Origin of the sequence: Phycobacter azelaicus (assembly GCF_014884385.1) — a bacterium.
GTDB lineage: Bacteria > Pseudomonadota > Alphaproteobacteria > Rhodobacterales > Rhodobacteraceae > Phycobacter > Phycobacter azelaicus.
In genome coordinates this window covers 3,728,732-3,752,529 of sequence record NZ_WKFH01000003.1, presented here as the reverse complement: position 1 = coordinate 3,752,529, position 23,798 = coordinate 3,728,732, and the positions used below count along the sequence as shown (strand labels likewise).

At 60.5% G+C, this 23,798-nt stretch carries 20 protein-coding genes; 11 read left to right on the top strand and 9 right to left on the bottom strand.

The features are described 5' to 3' along the window. The first annotated feature begins 61 nt into the window (after window positions 1–61). The 3 genes from INS80_RS19025 to INS80_RS19015 all read left to right on the top strand — a co-directional run bounded on the left by INS80_RS19025 (window position 62) and on the right by INS80_RS19015 (window position 2,059). Window positions 62–487, top strand: a complete 426-nt coding sequence (locus tag INS80_RS19025) for a GlcG/HbpS family heme-binding protein (RefSeq protein ID WP_192967123.1) — start codon at window positions 62–64, stop codon at window positions 485–487. A gap of 205 nt (window positions 488–692) precedes the next feature. Beyond that, window positions 693–1,472: a gamma-glutamyl-gamma-aminobutyrate hydrolase family protein gene (locus INS80_RS19020; protein WP_192967122.1), complete on the top strand. Its 780-nt coding sequence runs from the start codon at window positions 693–695 to the stop codon at window positions 1,470–1,472. Window positions 1,473–1,609: 137 nt separating this feature from the next. After that, complete coding sequence (locus INS80_RS19015; RefSeq protein WP_192967121.1) at window positions 1,610–2,059, top strand: hypothetical protein; 450 nt, start codon at window positions 1,610–1,612, stop codon at window positions 2,057–2,059. Window positions 2,060–2,176: 117 nt separating this feature from the next. On the opposite strand, the gene INS80_RS19010 is transcribed toward INS80_RS19015, so the two are convergent. Both INS80_RS19010 and INS80_RS19005 read right to left on the bottom strand, forming a co-directional pair. Continuing rightward, the gene (locus INS80_RS19010) at window positions 2,177–4,417 is read right to left on the bottom strand and encodes a xanthine dehydrogenase family protein molybdopterin-binding subunit (RefSeq protein WP_192967120.1); all 2,241 of its coding nucleotides are present in this window, start codon (window positions 4,415–4,417) and stop codon (window positions 2,177–2,179) included. Between the two features lie 3 nt (window positions 4,418–4,420). Next, window positions 4,421–4,885, bottom strand: a complete 465-nt coding sequence (locus INS80_RS19005; protein ID WP_192967119.1) for a (2Fe-2S)-binding protein — start codon at window positions 4,883–4,885, stop codon at window positions 4,421–4,423. A gap of 96 nt (window positions 4,886–4,981) precedes the next feature. On the opposite strand from INS80_RS19005, the gene INS80_RS19000 reads away from it, so the two are divergent. Continuing rightward, window positions 4,982–5,551 carry a TetR/AcrR family transcriptional regulator gene (locus INS80_RS19000; RefSeq protein WP_192967118.1) on the top strand — a complete coding sequence of 190 codons (570 nt, stop codon included), beginning with the start codon at window positions 4,982–4,984 and terminating at the stop codon, window positions 5,549–5,551. 197 nt (window positions 5,552–5,748) lie between these two features. Here the strand turns inward: INS80_RS19000 and kynA are convergent, their stop codons facing one another. The 3 genes from kynA to INS80_RS18985 all read right to left on the bottom strand — a co-directional run bounded on the left by kynA (window position 5,749) and on the right by INS80_RS18985 (window position 8,878). Further along, window positions 5,749–6,582, bottom strand: a complete 834-nt coding sequence (gene kynA / locus INS80_RS18995; protein ID WP_192967351.1) for a tryptophan 2,3-dioxygenase — start codon at window positions 6,580–6,582, stop codon at window positions 5,749–5,751. A 162-nt stretch (window positions 6,583–6,744) separates the two neighbouring features. Further along, window positions 6,745–7,938: a kynureninase gene (kynU, locus tag INS80_RS18990; RefSeq protein WP_192967350.1), complete on the bottom strand. Its 1,194-nt coding sequence runs from the start codon at window positions 7,936–7,938 to the stop codon at window positions 6,745–6,747. A 169-nt stretch (window positions 7,939–8,107) separates the two neighbouring features. After that, a complete protein-coding gene (locus INS80_RS18985; protein ID WP_192967117.1) occupies window positions 8,108–8,878 on the bottom strand; it encodes an SDR family NAD(P)-dependent oxidoreductase in 771 nt (256 codons plus the stop codon). A 173-nt stretch (window positions 8,879–9,051) separates the two neighbouring features. Between INS80_RS18985 and INS80_RS18980 the strand changes: the two genes are divergently transcribed. From INS80_RS18980 to INS80_RS18960, 5 genes are all read left to right on the top strand, one after another. Next, the gene (locus INS80_RS18980; protein WP_192967116.1) at window positions 9,052–10,005 is read left to right on the top strand and encodes an MBL fold metallo-hydrolase; all 954 of its coding nucleotides are present in this window, start codon (window positions 9,052–9,054) and stop codon (window positions 10,003–10,005) included. Between the two features lie 222 nt (window positions 10,006–10,227). Beyond that, complete coding sequence (locus tag INS80_RS18975; protein WP_192967115.1) at window positions 10,228–10,677, top strand: methyltransferase family protein; 450 nt, start codon at window positions 10,228–10,230, stop codon at window positions 10,675–10,677. Between the two features lie 139 nt (window positions 10,678–10,816). Beyond that, complete coding sequence (locus tag INS80_RS18970; protein ID WP_192967114.1) at window positions 10,817–12,391, top strand: Re/Si-specific NAD(P)(+) transhydrogenase subunit alpha; 1,575 nt, start codon at window positions 10,817–10,819, stop codon at window positions 12,389–12,391. Window positions 12,392–12,404: 13 nt separating this feature from the next. Next, the gene (locus tag INS80_RS18965) at window positions 12,405–13,838 is read left to right on the top strand and encodes an NAD(P)(+) transhydrogenase (Re/Si-specific) subunit beta (RefSeq protein ID WP_192967113.1); all 1,434 of its coding nucleotides are present in this window, start codon (window positions 12,405–12,407) and stop codon (window positions 13,836–13,838) included. 177 nt (window positions 13,839–14,015) lie between these two features. After that, the gene (locus tag INS80_RS18960; protein ID WP_192967112.1) at window positions 14,016–15,296 is read left to right on the top strand and encodes a DUF3422 family protein; all 1,281 of its coding nucleotides are present in this window, start codon (window positions 14,016–14,018) and stop codon (window positions 15,294–15,296) included. Here INS80_RS18960 and INS80_RS18955 read toward each other — a convergent pair. The 4 genes from INS80_RS18955 to INS80_RS18940 form a co-directional block, all read right to left on the bottom strand. Next, complete coding sequence (locus INS80_RS18955; protein WP_192967111.1) at window positions 15,232–16,305, bottom strand: YeeE/YedE family protein; 1,074 nt, start codon at window positions 16,303–16,305, stop codon at window positions 15,232–15,234. The genes INS80_RS18960 and INS80_RS18955 overlap by 65 nt on opposite strands. A 251-nt stretch (window positions 16,306–16,556) precedes the next feature. Further along, window positions 16,557–17,549, bottom strand: a complete 993-nt coding sequence (locus INS80_RS18950) for an ABC transporter permease (protein ID WP_192967110.1) — start codon at window positions 17,547–17,549, stop codon at window positions 16,557–16,559. Next, complete coding sequence (locus INS80_RS18945) at window positions 17,542–18,549, bottom strand: ABC transporter permease (RefSeq protein ID WP_192967109.1); 1,008 nt, start codon at window positions 18,547–18,549, stop codon at window positions 17,542–17,544. The genes INS80_RS18950 and INS80_RS18945 overlap by 8 nt, the downstream gene beginning before the upstream one ends. 151 nt (window positions 18,550–18,700) lie before the next feature. Beyond that, on the bottom strand, window positions 18,701–20,401 hold the full coding sequence (locus tag INS80_RS18940; protein ID WP_192967108.1) for a peptide ABC transporter substrate-binding protein: 1,701 nt from the start codon (window positions 20,399–20,401) through the stop codon (window positions 18,701–18,703). A gap of 370 nt (window positions 20,402–20,771) precedes the next feature. Here INS80_RS18940 and INS80_RS18935 point away from each other — a divergent pair, with 370 nt between their 5' ends. Continuing rightward, window positions 20,772–22,592: an ABC transporter ATP-binding protein gene (locus tag INS80_RS18935; RefSeq protein ID WP_192967107.1), complete on the top strand. Its 1,821-nt coding sequence runs from the start codon at window positions 20,772–20,774 to the stop codon at window positions 22,590–22,592. A 4-nt stretch (window positions 22,593–22,596) separates the two neighbouring features. Further along, window positions 22,597–23,763 carry an acetylornithine deacetylase gene (gene argE, locus INS80_RS18930; protein WP_192967106.1) on the top strand — a complete coding sequence of 389 codons (1,167 nt, stop codon included), beginning with the start codon at window positions 22,597–22,599 and terminating at the stop codon, window positions 23,761–23,763. Window positions 23,764–23,798 lie beyond the last annotated feature (35 nt).

The following is a 23,798-nucleotide window of genomic DNA, read 5'->3' as shown; positions in this document are numbered from 1 at the left end:
GCCTGCGGTCCTTTTCTTTGACCGATCTCGATAGACATACTTCAACGGAAGGAAACCGGAGATGACGATCTCACTCAGACGCGCACGCACAATCATTCGCAAGGCCCTGGAAAAGGGCCGCGAGATGGACCTCAAACCCCTGTCGGTTGTGGTGCTGGATGCGGGCGGCCATGTGCAGGCCTTTGAACGTGAAGATGGCGCGGCGCCGGGACGTTTTGCCATTGCCCACGGCAAAGCCTATGGCGCGGTGATGCTGGGCATGTCCGGCAGCGCCCAGATGGCCCGCGCCGAGCAGCAGGCCTATTTCATGGCCGCTGTAAACGGTGTCTATGGCGGTCAGGTCGTGCCGGTGCCGGGTGGGGTTCTGCTCCGCGACAAGAAGGGCACCGTGCTGGGCGCGGTTGGTGTGACTGGCGACACCTCGGACAATGACGCTGCCGCTGCCCTCGCCGGGATCGAGGCTGTCGGGCTGGTGGGCGAGGCCTGATCCCCCACATCAAGCGAAAGAGCGGCCCGTGCGCAGCCTGCGTGCGGGCCTTGTCGTTGTTGGGGCTATAGCATGAATGCCTTAAGATTCACCGCTACATGCCCTGTGCGGGGCTGAACAAGCGCCTGCGCCATGCTGTCGAGTTGAACGAGAGGCAAAGCCTCGGTAGATTTTCTCAACTTCAACAGACTTTTGCGAGTAGATCATGGCGCGGCCCAAAGTTGGCATTATCGGCAACTCCTATCTGATCAACGATCAGTATCCGGCCCACGCAGGTGGGACGATGAACTCCGAAGCGGTGGCCGAAGTTTCCGGCTGCATGCCGCTTCTGATCCCCTCCGATCCGCGCTTTGTCTCGGTGGAAGAACTGCTTGAGAGCTTTGACGGCTTCCTGCTGACCGGCGGGCGCCCGAACGTGCACCCAAATGAGTACGGTGAGGCAGAGACCGAGGCCCACGGCGCCTTTGATCGCGCCCGCGACGCCATCGCCCTGCCACTGGTACGCGCCTGCGTCGAGCGGGGCCAGCCCTTCCTTGGCATCTGCCGCGGCTTTCAGGAGGTGAACGTGGCCATGGGCGGCACGCTTTACCCCGAAATTCGCGATCTGCCGGGCCGGATGAACCACCGCATGCCTCCCGATGGCACGCTCGAGGAAAAATTCGCCCTGCGCCATTCGGTGAAACTGACCACGGGCGGCGTCTTCCACCGCCTGTTCGGTGCCGATGAGGTGATGACCAACACGCTGCACGGGCAGGGGATCAAACACCCCGGCGCGCGGATTGTGATCGACGGCCACGCCCCCGACGGCACGCCCGAGGCGATCTACGTCAAGGATGCCCCCGGCTTTACCATGGCCGTGCAATGGCACCCGGAGTGGGATGCGGCCAACGACCCCGTGTCGCGCCCGCTGTTCCAGGCCTTTGGCGAAGCCGTGCGCGACTGGGCGGATGGCGCGCGTCCAAAACCGTTGCAGAAGTCTGCCTGATCGGGAGCTCGTCTCAGTCGAACGTGGGGGGAGAGGGTGAACGAAATATCCCCTCCCAATCGAACTGGTCCGCTTTGAGCCCAAAGTGACGGGTGCCAAAGCTTGTTTCCATCGGTCTTGCCAACTATCAATAGTGTATGGGTCGATACACAATCTATTACGTTCTTTTGTTGGTCTTGGGGATCATCATTGCCTTCATGCTGTCTTCCTTGATCCACTACTCGCTTGATAAACCTCGTGGCGTCCCTTTGGCGAGATTGGGCCTTGCAGGAACCATCACTCAGATTGGGTTGATGGTATTCCCATTCGTCTTTGCGCCAATTCCCTTGGGTCTTACGTTCTTTGGCCGCCAGCAGCGCAAGCCGACGCAGAATGAATGCCGACGACTTGCCTTCAACGTTGGCCTCTTGATCTTTGTGATTTGGTTGATCTTGTTCGTGGCAAGTGGCGCTTGGTTCGGCATAATCCAGGGCGGTGTATGGTTGTTAGTCGGAGCCTTACTTGGGCCACCACTGTTGGCCGCCGCGACTCTTTGGGGGCTTTTCCCATTGGCAATCCGCTCGTTTAACATGCTTCAAAGCCGCTAATTGGCAAGTTCTCGGAGGTCCGCGTCGTCCTTATTGTCGACCAACAAGGCTAGCGCAAAGAAAAAGCCCGCCGGGTCAGCGGCGGGCTCTTCTTGTTCATAGTCTCGCCTCGCCGGATCAAACCAGCAGATCGAACTCATGCATCAAGGGCAGGCTGCGGGCGCGTTTGCCGGTGAGGTCGAACAGCGCATTGGCCAGTGCCGGGGCTGCCGGGGGGGTGCCGGGCTCGCCCGCGCCGCCCATGTGGGTCTGGTTCTGCAACACTGCGACCTCGACCGCTGGCATGGTATGCATGCGCATCGCCTCGTAGTCGGGGAAGTTCTGCTGCTCCACCGCGCCACCTGTAAAGGTGATCTCGCCGAAACAGGCGGCTGACAGACCATAGGCGAGGCCGCTGAACAGCTGTGCCTCCACGTTGCGGGGATCCACGGCCAGGCCGATGTCGGCGGCGATCCAGGCCTTGTTGATGCGGATCTGGCCGTCCGCGTCCACCACCTCGATCACCTCGGCCACGGGGGTGCCGAAACTATAGGCCAGCGCGACGCCGCGCCCGACGCCATCCGGCGTTTTCCCGGTCCAGCCGGACATATCGCGGACCTTTTCCAGCACCTGTGCCGCAGGCTCCCATTCGGCGCGGGCCAGTTCCAGCCGGAACTCCAGCGGGTCGCGGCCTGCGGCATGGGCCATTTCATCCAGGATGGTGTCCGAGAAGAAGCCGTTGAAGGAGGCCGCGACCGAGCGCCAGAAGCCGACCGGCACCATCGGCTTCACAAGATAGCCCTCGACGCGGAAATTCGGGATCGCCAGCGGCTGGTTGAAGGCCGCATCCACATGACCCTTGTCCGGCCCCGACATGGGCAGGCCCAGCATGCGGCCCGCGCCCTCCACCGTGGTGGACTGCGCGGCGATCTTGCCGTGCACCATCACCGCCTTGCCGTCCTTCACCGCCGCGCGATAGCGGGCAATGGCGCCGGGGCGGTAGAAGTCATGGGTCATGTCCTCTTCACGGCTCCAGGTCAGCTGCACGGGCGTGCCGCGCATCTGCATGGCCACCTGAACGGCGCGGTTTGCATAGTCGATCTCGATTCTGCGACCAAAGCCGCCGCCAAGGTATGTGGTGTGAACCTCGACCGCCTCTTTCGGCAAACCTGCGATCTTGGCGGCGGATTTCTGGACCACAGTCGGCCCCTGGTTGGGCGCCCAGATCTGCAGGGCATCACCGGTGTAAAGCGCGGTGGCGTTCATCGGCTCCATGGTGGCATGGGCGAGGTAGGGCAGGCGGTATTCGGCCTCGATCACCTCGGCGCCCTCGGGCAGGCTTTCGACATCGCCATCATCGCGCATGGTCGAGTTTGGGCTATCGTCAAAGGCCTTTTCGATCTTGGCAAAGATGGCATCGGTGGTTTCGGGGTAGGGTGCAGGCTCCCATGTGATGTCTATTGCATCCACGGCCTGCTGGGCGAGCCATGTGTTCGTCGCAACCACTGCCACGGCATCCCCGAGATCCAGCACCTTTTCGACGCCCGGCATGCCTTCAGCCGCACTGGCATCAAAGGAAGTCTTGCCGACGCCAAAATGGGGGCTTTGCCGGATGGCGGCGAATTTCATACCTTCAAGGCGCACGTCGACACCAAAGCCCGCCGTTCCGGTGACCTTGGCCACCATATCGAGGCGCGGCATGTCCTTGCCGACGTATTTCCACTGGGAGGCAGGGCGCAGCTCGGCCTCCTGCGGCTCAAGCCCGGCGGCCTCGACCGCCAGATCGGTATAGGCGATCCGGCTGCCGTCTGGGGCGATCACATGGCCGTCCTCGGTGCTCAGCAGCGCCCGAGAGGTGCCAAGGCGCTGCGCGGCGGCTTCTTTCAGGGTTTCGCGCGCGGTGGCACCGGCCATCCGCATCCGTTCGAACCCGTCTTTCATCGAAGAGGAGCCACCGGTCACTTGCAGGTCCAGAAACTTGGACATATGGCCGACGATCTGCCCCAACGAGTGCTGGAAATTGCTGGCGTCATAGCCGCGACCGGGCAGGGCCTCGGCCATCATGGCGCTGTTGTAATAGGCCTTGGCGGCGGGGCCGTGGATCACCTTGACCGCCTCGGGACGTACATCCAGTTCCTCGGCAATCAGTGCGACCCAGGAGGTTTCAACGCCCTGGCCCATCTCGGCGCGCGGGGCCACCAGCGTCACCCCGGATTGATCCACCATGACGAAAGGATTGAGCGCGGTCTGGCTATCCTTGGGTGTCAGCGGGTTCGGCGCGGGCTGGTGGTATTTGTAGGTGCCAAAGGCCACCCCACCCAAGATGGCGGCAGAGCCAATGAGGAAGCTGCGGCGGGCGATTTTTCCGATGCTGGCCATGGTTTATGCCTCCTGCATCATCTTGGCGGCGGCGTGGATCGCAGCGCGCATGCGCGGGTAGGTGCCACAGCGGCAGAGGTTGCCCTGCATTGCAAAGTCGATGTCATCGTCGCTTGGGGCTGGGTTCTCGGCCAGCAGGCTGGCGGCCTGCATAATCTGGCCTGACTGGCAATAGCCGCATTGGGCCACCTGATGATCGACCCAGGCCTGCTGGAGGACGGCCATCGCGTCAGGGGTGCCGACGCCCTCGATGGTGGTCACCTCCCCCCAGACATCACCAAGCGCCACCTGACAGGAGCGGGTTGCGACCCCGTCGATGTGCACGGTGCAAGCCCCGCAGGCGGCAACGCCGCAGCCGAATTTGGTGCCGGTGAGGCCGATTTCGTCACGCAAGACCCAGAGTAGGGGGACGTCCTGCGGCAGGTCGACCTCGTGGTTTGATCCGTTGATCCTGAGCGTGGTTGGCATGGGGCTCACCTTCGGTTGTGAATGTTCTGACAAAATGATCTTAATCTGTCAGGGTGTCAATTGACAAAATTGGCGGATAGTGTCAGTTCACTGGATATGCTTCGTAGTGTTACAGATCCCAAAGCCGAGACCATTTTGCAGTCCGCCTGGCAGGCCTTTTCGGCCTACGGGTTTCGCAAGACCTCAATGGATGACATAGCACGGGGTGCGGGAATGTCCCGTCCGGCGGTCTATCTGCATTTTCGCAACAAGGAGGCGATCTTTACCGCATTGGTAGAGGCCTATTATGCGCAAGCGGTCGAAGACGTTCATGCGGCGCTGGAGCGAGAAGGGGCCTTGGTCGATCGTTTCGGGCAGGCCTTTGCAGAACACGGGGGGCAGACGATGGAGACCATGATGTCGTCGGCGCATGGCATGGAGCTGTTCGAGGCCAGCCTGAGCGTCGCGCCGGAGGCGATCCAGGAAGGCGAGGCTGCTCTGGCCGGTGTCTACGCAAAGTGGTTGGAGATGCGGGTCTTGCCGGAAGGAATCGGTGAGGCTGCAGAAATTGCGGGGGTCATCTGCGCGGCGCTCAAGGGCATCAAGCATACCTCGGAGGATTATGAAACCTATCGGACAAAGGTGGCGCAATTGGCCGTTCTAATGGCGCGCGCACTGCAAACTTAGAGTCTTTGGCGTCAGTGGCTTGTGGAAAGGGAAGGGGCAGGTGCTCCCGCGCCTGAAACCTGCCCTGCCTTTTGCAGAGCCGGTTTATAGCCTTGGGCCCGGCGCCGCGCCAAAGGCGCGGCGCCGGGCCCAAGGGGCGAGGGGTTCGCTAGAACCCAGAGGCCGGGCGGGAGGGCTGCATTAGCGGTGCGCTTGCCTCAGAGTTCGGTGCGCAGATGCCAGAGTTCGGGGAACAGCTCCACATCCAGCATTCGCTTGAGATAGCTGACGCCGCCGGTGCCGCCAGTGCCCCGCTTGAAGCCTATGACGCGCTCAACGGTGGTGACATGGTTGAAGCGCCAGCGGCGGAAATAATCCTCGAAATCCACAAGCTTTTCAGCCAGTTCGTAGAGTTCCCAATGCGTTTCAGGCGTCTCATAGACTCTGGTCCATGCTTCTTGAACTGCGTCATGAGCCTGATAGGGCTTTGAAACGTCACGGCTGGTGACCTCTTCAGGCAGGGCGATGGTGTTCGACAGGATGCGTAGCGCAACATCATAGAGCGAAGGTTGCGCCAGCTCGCCCTCAAGTTGCGCTGTGATCGCCGGATCATGGGCATGCGGGCGCAGCATCGCGACATTGCGGTTCCCCAGCATGAATTCGATCAGCCGGTACTGGTGGGATTGGAAGCCCGAGCTTTGCCCAAGAGAGTCCCGGAAATGGGTATAATCCGAGGGCGTCATGGTGCGCAGCACGTCCCAGGCCGAGTTCAGTTGCTCGAAGATCCTCGCAACACGCGCGAGCATCTTGAATGCGGGGCGGGAATCGCCCGCCAGCAGGCAGTCGCGCGCACCGTTCAGTTCATGCACCGCAAGGCGCATCCACAGTTCGCTTGTCTGGTGCTGTATAATGAACAGCATTTCGTCATGAGCATCGCTGAGCGGCTTCTGTGCGTCTAGGATCGTGCCAAGCGACAGGTAATCGCCATAGGACATGCGCCCGTCAAAGGACATCTCGGCGCCGTCCTCGGCCGGGTCAAAGGGGGTGGAGATTGGGCATTTGGTCATCGGATCTTTCCTGTTCCTTGGGGTAGCATACATCAGGGAAAGGAAAGGGTCTTCCGATTTAGACGGCCACACATGGCCAGGCGACGCCAGAGCGCCACCCAGCCTGATGGCCTGCACAGGGGGAGGTGATGGGCAGTGCCGATCATGTCAGGTCACAGCGGCGCGCTGTTTGTACTCGGCGCAATCCCACAGGGCATTGTCCATAACGTCCTTCAGGATTGCGGCAGCGCCGCGCACGTCATCCTCGTCGATGAACAGAGGGGTAAAGCCGAAGCGCATGATGTCGGGGGCACGGAAGTCTCCGATTACACCGCGTGCAATGAGCGCCTGCATGGCGGCATACCCTTCGTGGAAGCGGAATGAGACCTGGCTGCCGCGCTGGCTGCCATCGCGCGGGGAGGCCAGCTCAAGCTGAGGACAAGCGGCTTCGACCTCGGCGATGAAAAGATTGCACAGGGCGATCGACTTTTCTCGCAGGGCTTGCATGTCGACCGTGTCCCAGATGTCCATCGAGGCCTCAAGCGAGGTAAGCTGTATCACCGGCGGTGTGCCAACGCGCATCCGTTCGATCCCACGGCCCGGGCGATAGTCCAGATCAAAGGCAAAGGGGGCCTCATGCCCGAGCCAGCCCGACAGCGCCGGGCGGGCGACTTCGGCATGGCGCGGCGCGACATAGATGAAGGCCGGGCCGCCGGGGCCGCTGTTGAGATACTTGTAGGTGCAGCCCACGGCGAAATCGGCCTTGCAGCCTGCCAGATCCACCGGCAGGGCGCCTGCGGAATGGGCCAGATCCCAGACGGTCAGGGCGCCCACGTCATGGGCCTTGGCGGTGAGGGCCTTCATGTCATGCTTGCGCCCGGTGCGATAATCCACCTCGGTCAGCATCAGAACGGCGATTTCTTCGTTGATATTCTCGGATACGGCTTCGGGGTCAACCACGCGCAGCTCGTATTCCTCGCCAAGGGACTTCAGCAGGCCTTCGACGATGTAAAGGTCCGAGGGGAAGTTGCCGTTGTCTGACAGAACCACCTTGCGGCCCTTGTTCATCTCCAGTGCCGATGCGACCGCCTGGTAGACCTTGATCGACAGGGTATCGCCCATGATTACATGATCCGTCTCGGCGCCGATCAGCCGGGCGATGCGATTGCCGACCGCGGTGGATTTCTGCATCCATCCCGCCTTGTTCCAGCCGGTGATCAGCATCTTGCCCCATTCCTCGGTCATCATCGTCGACACGCGCGTCGTGGCGGCCTTGGGGAGCGGGCCCAAAGAGTTGCCATCGAGGTAGATCACGCCCTCGGGCAGGTCGAAAAGGGCCTTGGTGGCGGCAAAATCGGTCATCGGAACCTCATATGGAGAATCGAGGCGAGCGCCTTGATGTTTCATGCTTGAACAATTTTGTATCCAATATTCAAAAATCTGTCCAGAGATGTTTCTCCATCGATTCTCTGGACATGAAAACGCCGCCAAGATCCTCGGCGGCGCTTGTTGAGTTGCGATTTGTGGCGGATCAGACCTGCCCGCCGGAAATCTGGATGGTTTGCCCGTTGATCGACTGTGAGCCTGGGCCCACCAGCCACATGGCCGCAGCCGCAACCTCTTCGGGTTCGATCAGGCGCTGGTGCCGGTTGGCATGGGTCATCATCTTGAGCGCTTCTTCCTCGCTAACCCCGGCGCGGGCCGAGATCGAGGTGATATTGCGCTCGACGATGGGTGTATCCACGTAGCCCGGGCAGATCGCGTTGAAGGTAAAGGGTGTGCCCATGTAATCCTCGCTCAGCGCGCGGGTGAGGCCGATCATGCCGTGCTTGCTGGCCGAGTAACAGGCGCCGCCCTTGAGGCCCCGCAGCCCGGCGATAGAGGCAACGGTGATGACCCGCCCCCAATCGGTTGTGCGCATGGACTTGAGTGTTTCGCGGATGGTCAGGAAAGCACCGTCAAGGTTGGTGGCCATCATGTTGCGCCAGAAGTCGAGCGAGGTTTTGTGCACCGCCTTGCCCTCGGCGATGCCCGCATTGGCGACGCAGATCTGGATGGGTCCGCGGGCCGCAACGGCGGCTTCGATCTTGGCGATAATGTCGTCCTCGTTGCGCACATCCATGGCCATCGGATGCAGGCCTGTGGTTGCGACTTCCTCCAGCACCTCCTGACGGCGCCCGGTAATCGTGACCTCGGCGCCCTGATCGGCCAGTTCGCGTGCGATGGCGAGGCCGATGCCGGTGCCGCCTCCCGTGACCAGCGCATGTTTGCCTTTCAGCGATTGCGTGTTCTGCGATGTCATTCTTTCTGTCCTCCCGTAGTCCCATGCAGCCTAACGTGCGGTTGGGGCAGGGCAAGAAAGCCGTCCCGTCACATGTGCCGATGTGGCTCAAAGCGATCGCTCTTTTTCCATCTGACCATTTACAATCATATTCATAAGTGTGAATTATTCCGCATCCATTTCGGGAGGACACCATGAAACCATTTTTCACCAGCCTGCTGGCCGCCGCGTTTGGCGCGAGCGCCGCTTTTGCCAGCGAAGACATTGCTGACCAGTACCCGCAGTCCGAGCTTTACTCCAAGCCGGTTGAGGTCATCCCGCATGTATTCTCGGCGATTGGCGCCACCGCGCCGCCGACTTATGAAAACTCCGGCCACAACAACAACCTGTCCTTCATCGTGACGGATGAAGGTGTGGTCGTCATCAATGGGGGCGCGTCGGCCCGGCTTGCCGCTGCACTGCATGAGGAAATCAAGGCCGTCACAGATCAGCCTGTTGTCCTGGTGATCAACGAAAATGGCCAGGGCCACGCGATGCTGGGCAACTCCTACTGGGTGGACCAGGGGGTCGATATCCTGGCCCATGTGGATGCGATTGAAGCCTTTACCGCAGAGGCGGATTTCATTCTGCAAGGCATGGAGCGCTACAATCGCGACAAGGCGGAAGGTACGCGCATCGTGACCCCGAACCTCAGCTTCGAGGACAGCTATAGCCGCACCCTTGGCGGGGTCGAGATTGAGGTGATGCACATGGGTCCTGCTCACGATCCGGGCGACACTCAGGTCTGGCTGCCGCAGTGGGACATGCTGATCGCCGGCGATATTGCCTTTCATGAGCGCATGTTGCCAATCTTTGAGGGGATCTGCACCTCCTGCTGGCTTGAGACCTGGGAGACCAAGATGGAGCCTCTGAACCCGACATACGTGATTCCCGGCCACGGCCATCCCACGAATCTCGCCCAGGTGCGGCGGTATACCTATGACTACCTCAAGGACCTGCGGGAAAAGATCGGCGCCCATATCGAAGAGGGCGGAGACCTCGCGGGCGCCTATTACGTGGATCAGGAACGCTGGAAGATGCTGGACACCTTCGAGGAACTGGCAACCAAGAATGCGGGGCGCGTGTTCGAGGAAATGGAATGGGAATAGCACCCCCTGTTTGCATGCCAAAGTATACGTAGGAAAACCCGTAGAATTGTGCAGGATCATGCCGCGTCCCGGAACAGAATCGCCGTTTTGGGAGCATTTTGGACATTCTGTCCTTTTTTGTTTGCCAAATTGTGCAAATGGCTGGACCCATTGGCCGGATCAGGAGAGTTTGCGCCGGATGACCTTGTGTTTCCTTCCAGTTATCGTGACGGTGCGGCCCTGATGCGCTGGATTGATCTTCCTCCCCTTTGGCTGCTGGCCTGCGTCTTGTTGGCGTGGCTGCAAGCCAGCCATTTGTCCTATGGGCTCAGCTTTGGCGGGCCCTGGGCTGATTTTTCGGGCGGTTTGCTGGTTGGGGGCGGGATCCTGTTGATGCTGCTCGCCGTTGTCGAGATGCGCCGCCAGCGTACAACGATCATCCCGCATCAAACGCCCAGCCATCTGGTGCAATCGGGGATATTCAGCCGCAGCCGGAACCCGATATACCTTGGAGACGTTCTGGTGTTGACCGGTTTGATCCTCAGGTTTGACGCGGTGTTGTCCTTGCCGCTGGTGCCGATCTTTGTCTGGATCCTCGAACGAAGGTTCATCGAACCCGAGGAAAACCGGATGCGACGGACGTTCCGGCAGGACTGGGCCAGATACGAAGGAAAGGTGCGCCGCTGGGTCTAAAGTTCATGCGGCGGCGCGGCAAAATGATGCGGCGACGCGGCGAAACGGTTGCGCAAAAATATTGCGCAGGATAATCAAAATATTTGCGATCCGTACCCGGTGCTTTGCTGGCACGGGCAAGACGAGGGGGACCGACAAGGTGAAAATAGGTACACCAAAAGAAGTAATGAAGGGCGAGGCGCGCGTCGCGATGACGCCGGACTCCGCCAGGCAGCTGCAGAAGCTGGGCTATGACTGCGCCATCGAAAGCGGCGCAGGTCAGCTGGCCGGTTTCAGCGATGCCGCCTACGAGGAGGCCGGGGTCGAGATCATCAAGACGCCGGCCGCTCTGTGGAAGGCCTGCGACATCGTCGCCAAGGTCCGCATCCCGACCGAGACCGAGCTGAAGCGGATGACAGCGGGCAAGACGCTGATCTCCTTCTTCAATCCGGGCGCCAACGAAGAGGGCCTGGAACTGGCCCGTTCCAAGGGTGCCAATGTCATCGCCATGGAAATGGTGCCGCGCATCAGCCGCGCGCAGAAGATGGACGCGCTGTCCTCGATGGCGAACATCGCCGGCTACCGTGCCGTGATCGAGGCGGGCAACAACTTTGGCCGTTTCTTCACCGGTCAGATCACTGCTGCGGGCAAGGTGCCCCCGGCGAAGGTTCTGGTCGTGGGCGCGGGCGTTGCCGGTCTGGCCGCCATTGGTGCCTCCACCAGCCTTGGCGCTGTGACCTACGCATTTGACGTACGTCCCGAAGTGGCCGAGCAGGTCGAATCCATGGGCGCCGAGTTCGTCTATCTCGACTTTGAAGAGGAACAGCAGGACGGTGCGGCGACTGGCGGTTACGCTTCTGTTTCCAGCCCTGAGTTCCGCGAAGCGCAGTTGGCCAAGTTCCGCGAGCTGGCGCCCGAAGTGGATATCGTGATCACCACCGCGCTGATCCCCAACCGCGAAGCGCCCAAGCTGTGGCTTGAGGACATGGTTGCGGCGATGAAGCCGGGCTCGGTGATCGTGGACCTTGCAGCCGAAAAAGGCGGCAACGTCGAAGGCACCGTGATGGACGAGAAGGTCGTCACCGACAACGGCGTGACCATCATCGGCTACACCGACTTCCCCAGCCGGATGGCGGCGCAGTCTTCGACCCTTTATGCCACCAACATCCGTCACATGATGACCGACCTGACCCCCGAAAAGGACGGTCAGATCGTGCACAACATGGAAGATGATGTGATCCGTGGGGCGACCGTCACCTTCGAGAAGGAAATCACCTTCCCACCGCCGCCGCCAAAGGTTCAGGCGATTGCAGCGCAGAAGAAACCGGAGGCGCCCAAAGAACTGACGCCAGAGGAAAAGCGCGCGCAAGAGATCGCCGCGTTCAAAGCGCAGACCAAGCAACAGGTGACCTTGCTGGCCGTCGGCGCAGCGCTGCTCTTGGGCGTGGGTCTTGTCGCTCCGGCCAGTTTCATGCAGCACTTCATCGTCTTCGTGCTGGCGGTCTTTGTTGGCTTCCAGGTGATCTGGGGCGTGGCGCACAGCCTGCACACACCGCTGATGGCTGTGACCAATGCGATCTCGTCGATCATCATCCTGGGTGCGCTGATGCAGATCGGTTCTGGGTCTTTCCTGGTGATCCTGCTGGCGGCACTCTCGGTCTTCATGGCTGGGATCAATATTTTCGGCGGCTTCCTTGTGACACGGCGCATGCTCGCCATGTTCCAGAAATCCTAAGGAGTACAGGTAGATGGAATACGGATTTACGACAGCGGCCTATGTGGTCGCGGCTGTGCTCTTCATCCTTTCGCTGGGCGGCCTTTCAGGGCAGGAAAGCGCAAAGCGCGCAGTCTGGTATGGCATTGTCGGCATGGCAATTGCGGTCTTCGCAACGCTAATCGGGCCGGGCTCCGGCTTCTGGCTGTTGTCGCTGGTGCTGATCGCTGCTGGTGGTCTGATCGGCTATCAACTGGCAAGCAAGGTCGAAATGACCCAGATGCCAGAGCTTGTGGCTGGCATGCATGCGCTGGTCGGTCTTGCCGCGGTTTTCGTGGGCTTCAACGCACATTTCGAACTGGGCAATGTTCTGGCCATGGACGAGGCTGCGAAAAAGTCGCTTGAAGGTTTTGCTGCGCTTCTTGCCAAAAAGGACGCGGTCGAGATCAATATCCTGCGCGTCGAAGCCTCGCTGGGTATCTGGATCGGGGCTGTGACCTTTACCGGGTCGGTGATTGCTTATGGTAAGCTGTCAGGCCGGGTGACATCGGCTGCGACCAAGCTGCCGGGCGGTCATGCGCTCAATGCAGGAGCGGCGGGTCTCTCGTTCCTGTGCCTGATCTGGTACCTCTCCTCCGGTTCGGTTCTGCCGCTGCTGATCCTGACCGTGGCTGCGCTGTTCATTGGCTACCATCTGATCATGGGCATCGGCGGCGCCGACATGCCGGTGGTTGTCTCGATGCTGAACTCCTACTCGGGCTGGGCGGCCGCTGCGATCGGCTTCTCCCTTGGTAATGACCTTTTGATCGTTGTGGGTGCGCTGGTTGGTTCTTCGGGTGCGATCCTCTCTTACATCATGTGTAAGGCGATGAATCGCTCTTTCATCTCAGTGATCCTCGGCGGCTTTGGTGGCACTTCGGGTCCGGCAATGGAGGTCGAGGGCGAACAGGTCGCGATCGACGCCGACGGCGTCGCACAGGCGCTGGATGAGGCTGACAGCATCATCATCATCCCGGGCTACGGCATGGCTGTTGCACAGGCTCAGTCCAACGTGGCAGAGCTGACGCGCCGTTTGCGTGCTAAGGGCAAAGAGGTTCGTTTTGCGATCCACCCTGTTGCGGGCCGACTGCCGGGGCACATGAACGTGCTTCTGGCCGAGGCCAAGGTGCCTTATGACATCGTTCTGGAAATGGACGAGATCAACGAGGATTTCCCGGATACCGATGTGGCCATCGTCATTGGCTCCAACGACATTGTGAACCCTGCTGCACAGGAAGACCCGAACAGCCCCATCGCCGGCATGCCGGTTCTGGAATGCTGGAAGGCAAAGCAGGTATTCGTCTCCAAACGCGGTCAGGGCACCGGCTATTCCGGCATCGAGAACCCGCTGTTCTACAAGGAAAACACGCGCATGTTCTACGGCGATGCCAAGAAGTCGCTGGACGACCTTCTGACCAAAATCAACTGATCTGCCTGAGGGTAGAACGGATTGAAAAGGCGCTCCTTCGTGGGCGCCTTTTTTCGTCATAGCCCGTTGTACGGCAACTGTATGCCGTTGTATTCCTGTAAGCTATTGAATTAATGCGCTTCTTTACAGGGGGTGTCGCCTCGTCTATGGTCAGCCTACCCGCAGAGGAGCCTCGCAATGCCCCCGATCCAGGATCACCCGTTGCGCTATCAGCTCGCCAATGAGTTGCACGCCCGGCCCTTCCCGACAATGACCTGTCCCAGTACCGTCGTTTACCTGGCGATCAAACAGCCCGAGGAGGCGGTGCATCGGGACCGGAGCCTGGACATTGCGCATCTTGTGGATCTCCTTGATCGGCACGGCGCGCCGCATCCCAAGCCGGGCGCCACCCATCACGCAGCCAAGCTGGGCCGTCACATGCTCAAGTGGGAGCAGCACACCGAATTCGTGAGCTACACCCTGTACAGCGATGGGGTCAGCGAACGCCCCTTTGACCCCGTGGATTTCGAGGTATTCCCTGCGGACTGGCTGGAGCAGGCACCGGGGCAGCGGATCACCTCCCTGATGGTACGGGTTCTTGAACGGCCGCAAACCTCCGCTATCAAATCCATTCTGCAGGACTGGCTTGTCCCCGAGAGCATGGCTGTGTCGCGGGTTCTGGATGACAATGCGGTTGTCGCCGGGGATTTCCGTATCGATCCGGCTGGGCATATGCGCTTTGTTGCCTTTGTGAACCGGGAAACCGGCAGCCGCCGTATCGGACGCATTATTCAACGGCTCTGCGAGATCGAAACCTATCGTGCGATGTCGATGCTGGGGTTCTCCCGCGCGCGCAGTCTTACGCCGACTATTGGCAACCTTGACACGCATCTTAGCGAGATCATGGTTGAAATGACCGGCAGCAGCGTGCCGGCAGAGCAGACCCTGTCGCATCTGCTGACCGTGTCCGCCGAGTTGGAAGCAATGGCGGCACGTGCCGCCTTTCGGTTTGGCGCAACCGGGGCCTATGAGGCCTTGGTGAACCAGCGGATCAAGCTGTTGCGGGAAGAGCGGCTCGAGGGCTACCAAACCTTTTCAGAGTTCATGCTGCGCCGGTATGAGCCGGCGATGCGAACGGTGAAATCCACCGAAAAACGCCTGGTGACGCTGGCGGATCGGGCGCGTAGAGCAGGGGAGTTGCTTCGGACCCGGGTGGATGTGGAGCGCAGCGCGCAGAACCAGGCGCTGCTGGAGAGCATGGACCGGCGGGCGGATACCGCTTTGCGCCTGCAACACACGGTCGAGGGACTGTCCGTTGTTGCGATCAGCTACTACGCGGTCTCCCTTGCCTCCTACGCGCTCTATCCCCTCGCCGGGCCCGTGGGGCTCAGCAAGGGGATGATGACTGGGCTGATCACTCTGCCGGTTGTGGCGCTGGTGTGGCTCGCTGTGCGGCGGATCCGGAAGAAACTGCATTGAGCGCAGCATGGGTGGCGATGCCGCCGAGGATGATCGCGGCAAGCGCCAGAATGGCGGCCACACCAAGGGTCGGAACGCCTGCAAGGCCTGCGCCTACGGTGCAGCCTCCGGCCAGAACACCGCCGACGCCCATCAGAACTGCCCCGAAGAGGTAGCGACCGGTTTGCGCAGGGCTTTCAAAGCTCTGCCACTGGAACCGGCCTGTCATCAGCGCAGCGATCAGTGCACCGACCAGCACACCGCCCACAAGACCGGTTCCAAAGCTGCCGGACACGGCGCTTGAGGCGACCACGTAGAACAGCGAATCGGCTGACGGCGCGGTGAACGAGAGGCTCTCCATCGCGATGGGGTCGAATTCATCATAGAGAACATAGCCTGTGCCGACCCAGGCCAGCGGCACCAAGAGGCCGATGACAGCTGCCCCCGCAAGGGCCGGGATGCGATTGCCAGACCGCAGGGCGACCACCAGCGCGGCAATGGCAATCAGGGCGGCCCAGACGAGGCCTCCGCCCGGCAGCGCCGCCAGAGAAGCCGTTTCGCCCAGGGGAAGGGTGACCGAACCTAGGCTTGTGCGCAGCGGCGCCAGAATTCCTTTAAGGGTGGCATGGGCGGTGATGGCAAAGACGGCAATCACCAGAAGCGCGCGCAGGTTGCCGGTGCCGCTCAGCACCATCAGTCGGGAGACACAGCCGCGCGTGAGGATCATGCCCGCGCCGAACATCAGCCCTCCGGTGACAACAGCCAGAACCGGCAAATCAGCGGCCAGCAGACGGTGATCCTCAAAGCTGATCCAGCCCTGTGAGACGGCGCCTTGGGTGCCAAGGACTGCAACCGCCAGGGCCAGCGCCCAGACGCCGGCCGCCTGGCTGCGGTCGCTGCCGGTGATGGTGCGGCGCAGGCAGAAGCTGGTGAGCTGCGCCAGCACGCCAAAGACAAGACCAATGCCAAGCGCGAAGAGAACAGATGCCTCGCGGGCCGTGGTCTCTTCAAAACCAAGTGTTTCGAACATGACGTTCTCCATCGGTAAATCGGAACTTTTTCCCGAAATGGCGGGAATTAGCCGACCGGACAAGGGGAAGGTCTGCGATTTTTGCGTGTGTGTGCGGGAAGCTTTCCCGTTTCGAGATGGGGGTCTGGTACGGAGGTTCTGGCGGGGGAATGCTGGAAAAACAAACCGGCCGTCCAACTGGGGCGGCCGGAGGTTATGTTTTTATTTGAATATGTGCGGACGTTGGAAGCGTTTCGCCCGGTTAGGCCCGCTTAACGTCCGCGGATTCGCGGATCCAGCGCATCGCGCAGGCCGTCGCCAAGATAGTTGACGCTCAGAACAGTCAGCGAGATCAGGATGCCGGGCCAGAGAACGCGCTCAGGGAAGAGCGTCATGCGGTCCACCGCGTCGTTCAGGAGGCGTCCCCAGGTGGGGAAGTCCGGCGGGAAGCCGAAACCAAGGAACGACAGCGCCGATTCCGTGATGATCGCGGTTGCGATCCCCAGAGTTGCCGAGACCATGATGGGCGACAGCACGTTTGGCAGGATGTGGCGCGTGATGATGCTGCGCGGTGTGGTGCCGATGGAGCGAGCTGCCAGAACGAACTCGCGCTCCTTGATGGCCAGCACATCGCCCCGCACGATCCGCGCGGTGGGCATCCAGGAGGTGATGCCGATCAGGCAGACGATCAGAACGAAAACGCCGCCCTCGGGGCCGATGCTTTTGGACAGGGCTTCGCGGAAGAGAACCGCGGCTACCAGGATCATCGGCAAGAGGGGCAGGGCCAGGAACAGGTCAGTCAGACGCATCAAAAGGCCGTCGAGCTTTTTGAAATAGCCTGCGATCACGCCAACGAGCGAGCCCAGCAGCAAGGCTAGGATCATCGCGGCCATGCCAACCGCCAGAGACACGCGACCACCGAACATCAGACGTGCGAGGGTGTCGCGGCCCAGATTGTCGGTGCCAAGAGGGTAGGCCCAGTCCATCTTGGCCGAGGGATCCCACAGCATGTGATAGATCGGGCGCATGTCGCGCAGCTTGATGAAGTCGCGCCCGGTTGGAACGAATTGCGCATCGTTCCAGTAGACGAAGGGACCCACGATCACGCCAAGACAGATGAACAGGAACATACAGCCGCCGAACAGGGCACCACGGTGGGATTTGAACTGATCCCAGATGTCGCGCCACTGACTACGAGCGGGCTTGTCGGATTCTTGCTGCACGCTGGAGTGCTGTACGGCCTTATCTTTGGCTGCATCAGTCATAGCGAATCCTCGGGTCAAGAATGCCGTAAAGCACATCGGCGATCAGATTGAACAGCACGATAAGCACGGCAAAGATAAAGGTCAGGGTTTGCACCATGGGCAGGTCGTTGGCCTGAATGGCGCCAATCAGAAGCTGGCCGATGCCGTTCACCTTGAACACCTGCTCTGTGATGATTGCGCCGCCAAATATCGACGGGATGCCAAGCGCAATGACAGTTACCACGGGGATCATCGAGTTGCGCAGAACGTGAACCATCACGACAACATACTCGCTGAGACCCTTGGCGCGGGCGGTGCGCACGTAGTCCTGATTGAGGTTGTCCAGCATCGAGGCGCGCATGAAACGGCTGAGCTGCGCGGTGATCTGCAGGGCAAGCACCATAACTGGCATGATCATCTGTTGCAGCTGTTTGACAAAGCTGTCCCAGCTGTCGACCACCAATGTGGTGTCATAGATCGAGGGGAACCAGCCAAGTTGGACCGAGAAGATCACGATGACCAAAACACCCGAGAAGAACGGCGGCACCGAAAAGCCAACCATGGATACGAATGTGCCCATCTGGTCGAACCAGCTGTACTGGCGATAGGCGGAGTAGATGCCGATAGGCAGGGCGATCAGGATGGCGACCACATATGCGGTGCCGACAACCCACAGGGTCTGAGGCATACGCTGGATCACGATGTCCATCACCGGCGAGCGAGTCTGCCATGAGATCACGCGCAGATCGCCTTGGGAGAAACTGGTGCCAAAGTAATGGTCGATCATGACCTGCGGCTCGATCCAGAAGAACTGCACAAGCCATTTCCAGAACCGGATGTAGGCAGGCTCGCCCAGACCAAGCGCCTGGCGCATTTTTTCTTTGACTTCAGGGGGAACGGTCAGGGGGACCTGTGCCATGGGGTCGCCCGGGGCGAGCTCCAGCAGCATAAAGATAACGAGGCTGATGAACAGCAACGTCGGGACTGACAGGATCAGTCGCCTGATTGTAAAGGTCAGCATCAGTGAGGCGCCTTTGGATTTTCGTTTGTGTCAGGGCAGAGCGGCGGAAGGTCCGCCTATGCTCCATTTGTCCGGCGCGCTAAAGCGGATCAGGACGGAAATGGCAAGAGGCCCCGGCGCTGAACCGGGGCCTCAAGGGACCTAAGGTCGCTTACTTGATGCGGTACCAGTCAGCGATATCCCAGAGTTCGCTGTCCCAGACGTTCAGGACGTGACCACCGAGGGAGTTTGCCTGACCGGACAGACGACCACGGTGAACCAGCGGGATCATGCCGCCTTTTTCGAAGATCATCGTGTTCAGCTGCTGGCCGATTTCGGCGCGCTTGGCAGCGTCCGCGGTCTTGGTCAGCTCAGCGTGCAGCGCGTCGAACTCCTCGTCGCAGAAGCGGGAGATGTTCTCACCCTGCCACTGGGACGCGGGGCTCGGTGCCTTGTCGCACAGGCCGTTACCAAAGTAGGACTGCGGGTCGGTACCGTTGAAGGTGTTGGCGTACATTTCAACGTCGGCATAGAACTTCTGGAAGGTATCCGGGGAGCCCGGGTCACCGCCAAAGAAGACCGATGCGTTGATGTTGCGCAGTTCGGTTTCGATGCCGATCTCGCTCCACCACTGCTTGATCAGAGCCTGGAAGTCCTGACGCACGGCGTTGGTCGAGGTCTGGTACAGGATCTTCATTGGCTTGCCGTCCGGGGTCTCGCGAACGCCGTCACCGTTGGTGTCCTTGTAGCCAGCATCGTCCAGCATCTTGTTGGCGCCAGCGATGTCCTGGACTTCACAGCCCGGAATATCGGCCGCGTAAACCGCAGGTGCAGGCACCCAGTTACAGGTCACTTTGCCGGCTTTGCCGTAACCGATTTCCACCAACAGGGGCCGGTCGATGGCCATGGACATTGCCTTGTAGACGGCCGGGTCGCCCAAGAAGGGGTGCGGACGCACCACGGAACGCTCGTCCGGGCCAAGCGCCGGATCGGGGTTGGTGTTGTTCAGCATCAGGCGCTCGACCAGCGGACCAAAGCCTGCGATGGCCTTGCCTTTGCCGCCTGCTTCCATCTGTGCGATCACATCGGGGGCCAGCTGCAGGTTCCAGGCGTAGTCGAATTCGCCGGTTTCCATCACGGCACGGCCGGCTGCGGTTGCGTCACCACCACCCTTGAACAGGACCTTGCCGAAGGCAGGCTTCGCCGGGTCACGGTAGTTCGGGTTTGCCGAGAAGGTGATCACGTCGTTCGGCTTGAATTCGTCAACGACGAACGGGCCGGTGCCGATCGGGTTGAAGTTTGCCTCGGTGCACTCGGGCGCTTTTGCACCCAGGCACTCGGCGAACTGAGCAGCCTGGATGATCGGGCTTTCACCGCCAACGAAGGGGCCATAGGGGAAGGGGGTCGGGCCTTCGAAGGTGACCTTGACGGTCAGATCGTCCGGGGTTTCGACCGAGGTTACGCCTTCGAACTTGGTGACCTGCGCACAGCCGCCTTCGGGGTGGGTGCAGTAGTCATAGGTGAATTTCACATCCTTCGAGGTAAACGGGGTGCCATCGGACCAGGTGAGACCGGATTTGATCTTCCAGGTGATGGAGGTCAGATCTTCGCTGACGCCACCGTTAGCAACCGTCGGGATCTCTTCGGCGAGGAAGGGAACCATCTGACCGTTGGGATCGTAGCGGGCGAGCGGCTCAATGACCAAAGAGGCGGCCTCTACGTCCTTTGTACCACCCGACAGGAACGGGTTCAGAATCGACGGCGCCTGCCAGTAAATGATGCTGACCTGGCCATCTGCGCCGCGTTCGGCAAAAGCTGCCGGGGCAAGCGCCGCAGACGCAATAGCACCCATCAATAGGGTTTTGATTTTCATTTCACACTCTCCTTGTCGAACACAGAAACGGTGCTCTTCGTGTTATGTGGCCGGACTTTAAGGACCGGACCTGTTGCCGCATCACTGCGGATGGTTCGTCGTACCACCATGAGGCATGGATGAGGAGCGCAAAAGCCAGCGCTGCGTTTCCGCAAAGCAGCTATCGCTTGGTCCCATTCCCCTGATGCCCCCTGATGGCCAGTGCGCGTATCGAAACAGAGTTTGCGGAAATTGCAAGCCTTTGGATCCAAAAATTCCCCCAGACCGGTCTCATGGGTTTGACGAATGTTCGTCGATCAGCTTACATCACGACCTTGAAACACTGCCATCGATGCGGTGAGCAATAGAACGCCAAAAGGGGACGACTGGGGTGCTGGACCAACCAATTGCACAAATTAAAGGCTTGCGGGTCGAATTTCAGACCAAGGACGGACCGGTCGTCGGCGTTGAAAACGTTTCTTTCGACGTCAATCCGGGGGAAACCGTTTGTATCGTTGGCGAATCCGGATCGGGTAAGTCGGTGTCCTCTTTGTCTCTCATGCGCCTTGTAGAGTTCGGGGGCGGCGAAATCGCAGGCGGTGAGTTGATGTTCAACGGCCGTGGTGGAGAGACGACGGATCTTGCCAAGGCCGAGCAGGAGATGATGAAGCAGATTCGCGGCAACGAGATCGGCATGATCTTCCAGGAGCCGATGACTGCGCTCAATCCGGTCTTCACCGTGGGCCGTCAGCTGACCGAAGGGCTACGCATTCACAAGGGGATGACCAAGAAACAAGCTGAAGAGCGCGCGCTCGAACTGCTGCGTCAGGTTCGCATTCCCGAGCCAGAGCGCCGTCTCAAGCAGTACCCGCACGAGCTGTCGGGCGGTATGCGTCAGCGGGTCGTGATTGCGATGGCCATGGCCTGCGAACCGCGACTGCTGATTGCGGATGAGCCAACAACCGCACTGGATGTGACCATTCAGGCCGAAATCCTCGTCCTGATGGACCGCCTCAAGCGCGAGACCGGCACGGCGGTGATGTTCATCACCCATGACATGGCCGTGGTGGCGCAGATGGCGGACCGGGTAGTTGTCATGTTCCGGGGCAACAAGGTTGAGGAAGGCCCCGTAACCGAGATTTTCGAGAACCCGCAGCATGACTACACCAAGGCGCTCTTGGCCGCGGTGCCGAAGCTGGGCGAGATGGAAGGCAAGCCCTATCCTGAGCCGATGAAGCTGATGGGTGTCGAGGGTCAGAAGATTGAGCCGATCAAGGGCACTGATGAGGTGCTGCTCGAGGTGAAGAACCTCACCACGCGGTTCCCGGTCAAAGGCGGACTGTTGCGCCGCACCGTAGCGAATGTCCACGCGGTGGAGGATGTCTCTTTCAAGGTTTTCAAGGGTCAGACCCTGTCGCTGGTGGGCGAATCCGGGTGCGGCAAGTCCACGGCGGGCCGGTCGATCCTGCGGCTTGTTGAGCCGCTGTCGGGGGAGGTGAATTTCGAGGGGCGCAATATTCTGGATCTGAACAACTCAGATCTGCACAAAGCGCGCCTTGATATGCAGATGATCTTCCAGGATCCCTTTGCCTCGCTCAATCCCCAGATGCAGCTGATGGACCAGGTTGCCGAGCCGATGCGCAACTATGGGCTCGCTTCCGGGTCTGAACTGCAAGACCGGGTCGCATCACTGTTTGACCGGGTACATCTGCCGCGCAGTTTCATGCGCCGCTTCCCGCATGAAATGTCCGGCGGTCAGCGTCAACGGATCGCCATTGCCCGCGCCCTGGCTCTGAACCCGAAACTGATCGTCGCGGACGAGGCCGTGTCGGCGCTTGACGTGTCGGTGCAGGCGCAGGTTCTCAACCTGATGATGGAACTGCAATCCGAGCTGGGCCTTTCGTTCCTCTTCATCAGCCACGACATGGCCGTTGTGGAACGTGTTAGCCATCAGGTCGGCGTGATGTACTTGGGCCGTATTGTAGAAATTGGCCCGCGTGACCGGGTCTTTGCCAATCCGCTCCACGCTTACACACAGGCGCTGATGAAGGCTGTTCCGATTGCCGACCCGCGCAAGCGCAAGAGCGAGAAGGACCTGAACTTCAAACCGATTCCCTCTCCGATCCATCCGGTTGGTTACACACCGGAGCCCTCGGAATACCTGGAACTGGAACCTGGCCACTTCGTGCTGACAACCGACAGCGGGTATTGATCCCGTGACCGAGGTTCTCTCGCCGCTCCAGTTGATGGAGAAACTGGTGTCTTTCCCGACGGTCAGCCGGGACACCAACCTGCCCTTGGTAGAATGGGTGGAGGAGTATCTCTCTGCCCATGGCATCACCCCGCACCGCTGGACAGATCCCGATCAGCCGCACAAGGCCGCAGTTTTTGCGCACGTGGGGCCGATGGTCGAAGGCGCGGTGGTCCTGTCAGGCCATACCGATGTTGTTCCGGTCGATGGCCAGCCCTGGGACACGGATCCCTTCACCGTCGTTGAGCGAGACGGCAAATACTATGGTCGCGGCTGTTGCGACATGAAAGGCTTTGATGCGCTGGCCATCTGGGCGCTGGTCGAGGCACACCGCCGCGGCGTCAAACGTCCCTTGCAGCTGGCGCTGTCTTTTGATGAGGAAATCGGCTGCACCGGGGCACCGCCAATGATCGAGGCGATGCAGCCGGTTCTGCCCAAGGGCAGCGCGGTCATCGTGGGGGAGCCGTCGATGATGAAGGCGGTGACCGGCCATAAGGGCGGCATTGGGTACAATACGCATTTGGTGGGCTTCGAAGTGCACAGCTCGCTGATGCACACCGGGGTCAGCGCCATCATGCAGGGCGCGCGGCTCATCGACTGGGCCAACCATCGCAATTCGGAAAACGCGGCTCAGGATCCAGGCGAAATCCCGGCCATGTTCACGCCGCCCTATACCACCTGTCACGTGGGCATGATCGAGGGCGGCACCGCGCATAACATTACGGCAAAAGACTGCCACTTCGTGATGGATTTCCGCGTGGTCCCTGGCGAGGACACCGCCGATTGGGAGGCTGCCTATCTGTCAGAGGTGCGTCGCATCGAAGCGGAGATGCAAGCCATCCACCCGGATACCCGGATCGAGATTGACAAGAAGTTCAACGTCCCCGGACTGGTGCCCGAACAGGACGGCGAAGCTGAATCGCTTGTCCGGGCTATCACGGGTGACAATGGCACCCATGTGGTCAGTTACGGAACTGAGGCGGGACAGTTTCAGGAGGCTGGCTATTCCGCCGTGATCTGTGGCCCTGGCGATATTGCCCAGGCCCATCAGCCCAACGAATTTATCACCGTGGCACAGTTCAATGCCGGTCACGACTTCATGCGGCAATTGGTTGATCGGTTGGCGGCCTGAGGGTTCTGCACAGCGGCTCGAGGGCGGTGCAGCTT

Coding starts and splice junctions, on each gene's coding strand:
- INS80_RS19015 (WP_192967121.1), top strand. CDS start 1,610: ATGGGTCGATACACAATCTATTACGTTCTTTTGTTGGTCTTGGGGATC.
- INS80_RS18975 (WP_192967115.1), top strand. CDS start 10,228: ATGCGCTGGATTGATCTTCCTCCCCTTTGGCTGCTGGCCTGCGTCTTG.
- INS80_RS18960 (WP_192967112.1), top strand. CDS start 14,016: ATGCCCCCGATCCAGGATCACCCGTTGCGCTATCAGCTCGCCAATGAG.
- INS80_RS19005 (WP_192967119.1), bottom strand. CDS start 4,885: ATGCCAACCACGCTCAGGATCAACGGATCAAACCACGAGGTCGACCTG.
- INS80_RS18980 (WP_192967116.1), top strand. CDS start 9,052: ATGAAACCATTTTTCACCAGCCTGCTGGCCGCCGCGTTTGGCGCGAGC.
- kynU (WP_192967350.1), bottom strand. CDS start 7,938: ATGACCGATTTTGCCGCCACCAAGGCCCTTTTCGACCTGCCCGAGGGC.
- INS80_RS19000 (WP_192967118.1), top strand. CDS start 4,982: ATGCTTCGTAGTGTTACAGATCCCAAAGCCGAGACCATTTTGCAGTCC.
- INS80_RS19010 (WP_192967120.1), bottom strand. CDS start 4,417: ATGGCCAGCATCGGAAAAATCGCCCGCCGCAGCTTCCTCATTGGCTCT.
- INS80_RS18985 (WP_192967117.1), bottom strand. CDS start 8,878: ATGACATCGCAGAACACGCAATCGCTGAAAGGCAAACATGCGCTGGTC.
- INS80_RS18940 (WP_192967108.1), bottom strand. CDS start 20,401: ATGAAAATCAAAACCCTATTGATGGGTGCTATTGCGTCTGCGGCGCTT.
- INS80_RS18955 (WP_192967111.1), bottom strand. CDS start 16,305: ATGTTCGAAACACTTGGTTTTGAAGAGACCACGGCCCGCGAGGCATCT.
- INS80_RS19020 (WP_192967122.1), top strand. CDS start 693: ATGGCGCGGCCCAAAGTTGGCATTATCGGCAACTCCTATCTGATCAAC.
- INS80_RS18965 (WP_192967113.1), top strand. CDS start 12,405: ATGGAATACGGATTTACGACAGCGGCCTATGTGGTCGCGGCTGTGCTC.
- INS80_RS18950 (WP_192967110.1), bottom strand. CDS start 17,549: ATGACTGATGCAGCCAAAGATAAGGCCGTACAGCACTCCAGCGTGCAG.
- INS80_RS18945 (WP_192967109.1), bottom strand. CDS start 18,549: ATGCTGACCTTTACAATCAGGCGACTGATCCTGTCAGTCCCGACGTTG.
- INS80_RS19025 (WP_192967123.1), top strand. CDS start 62: ATGACGATCTCACTCAGACGCGCACGCACAATCATTCGCAAGGCCCTG.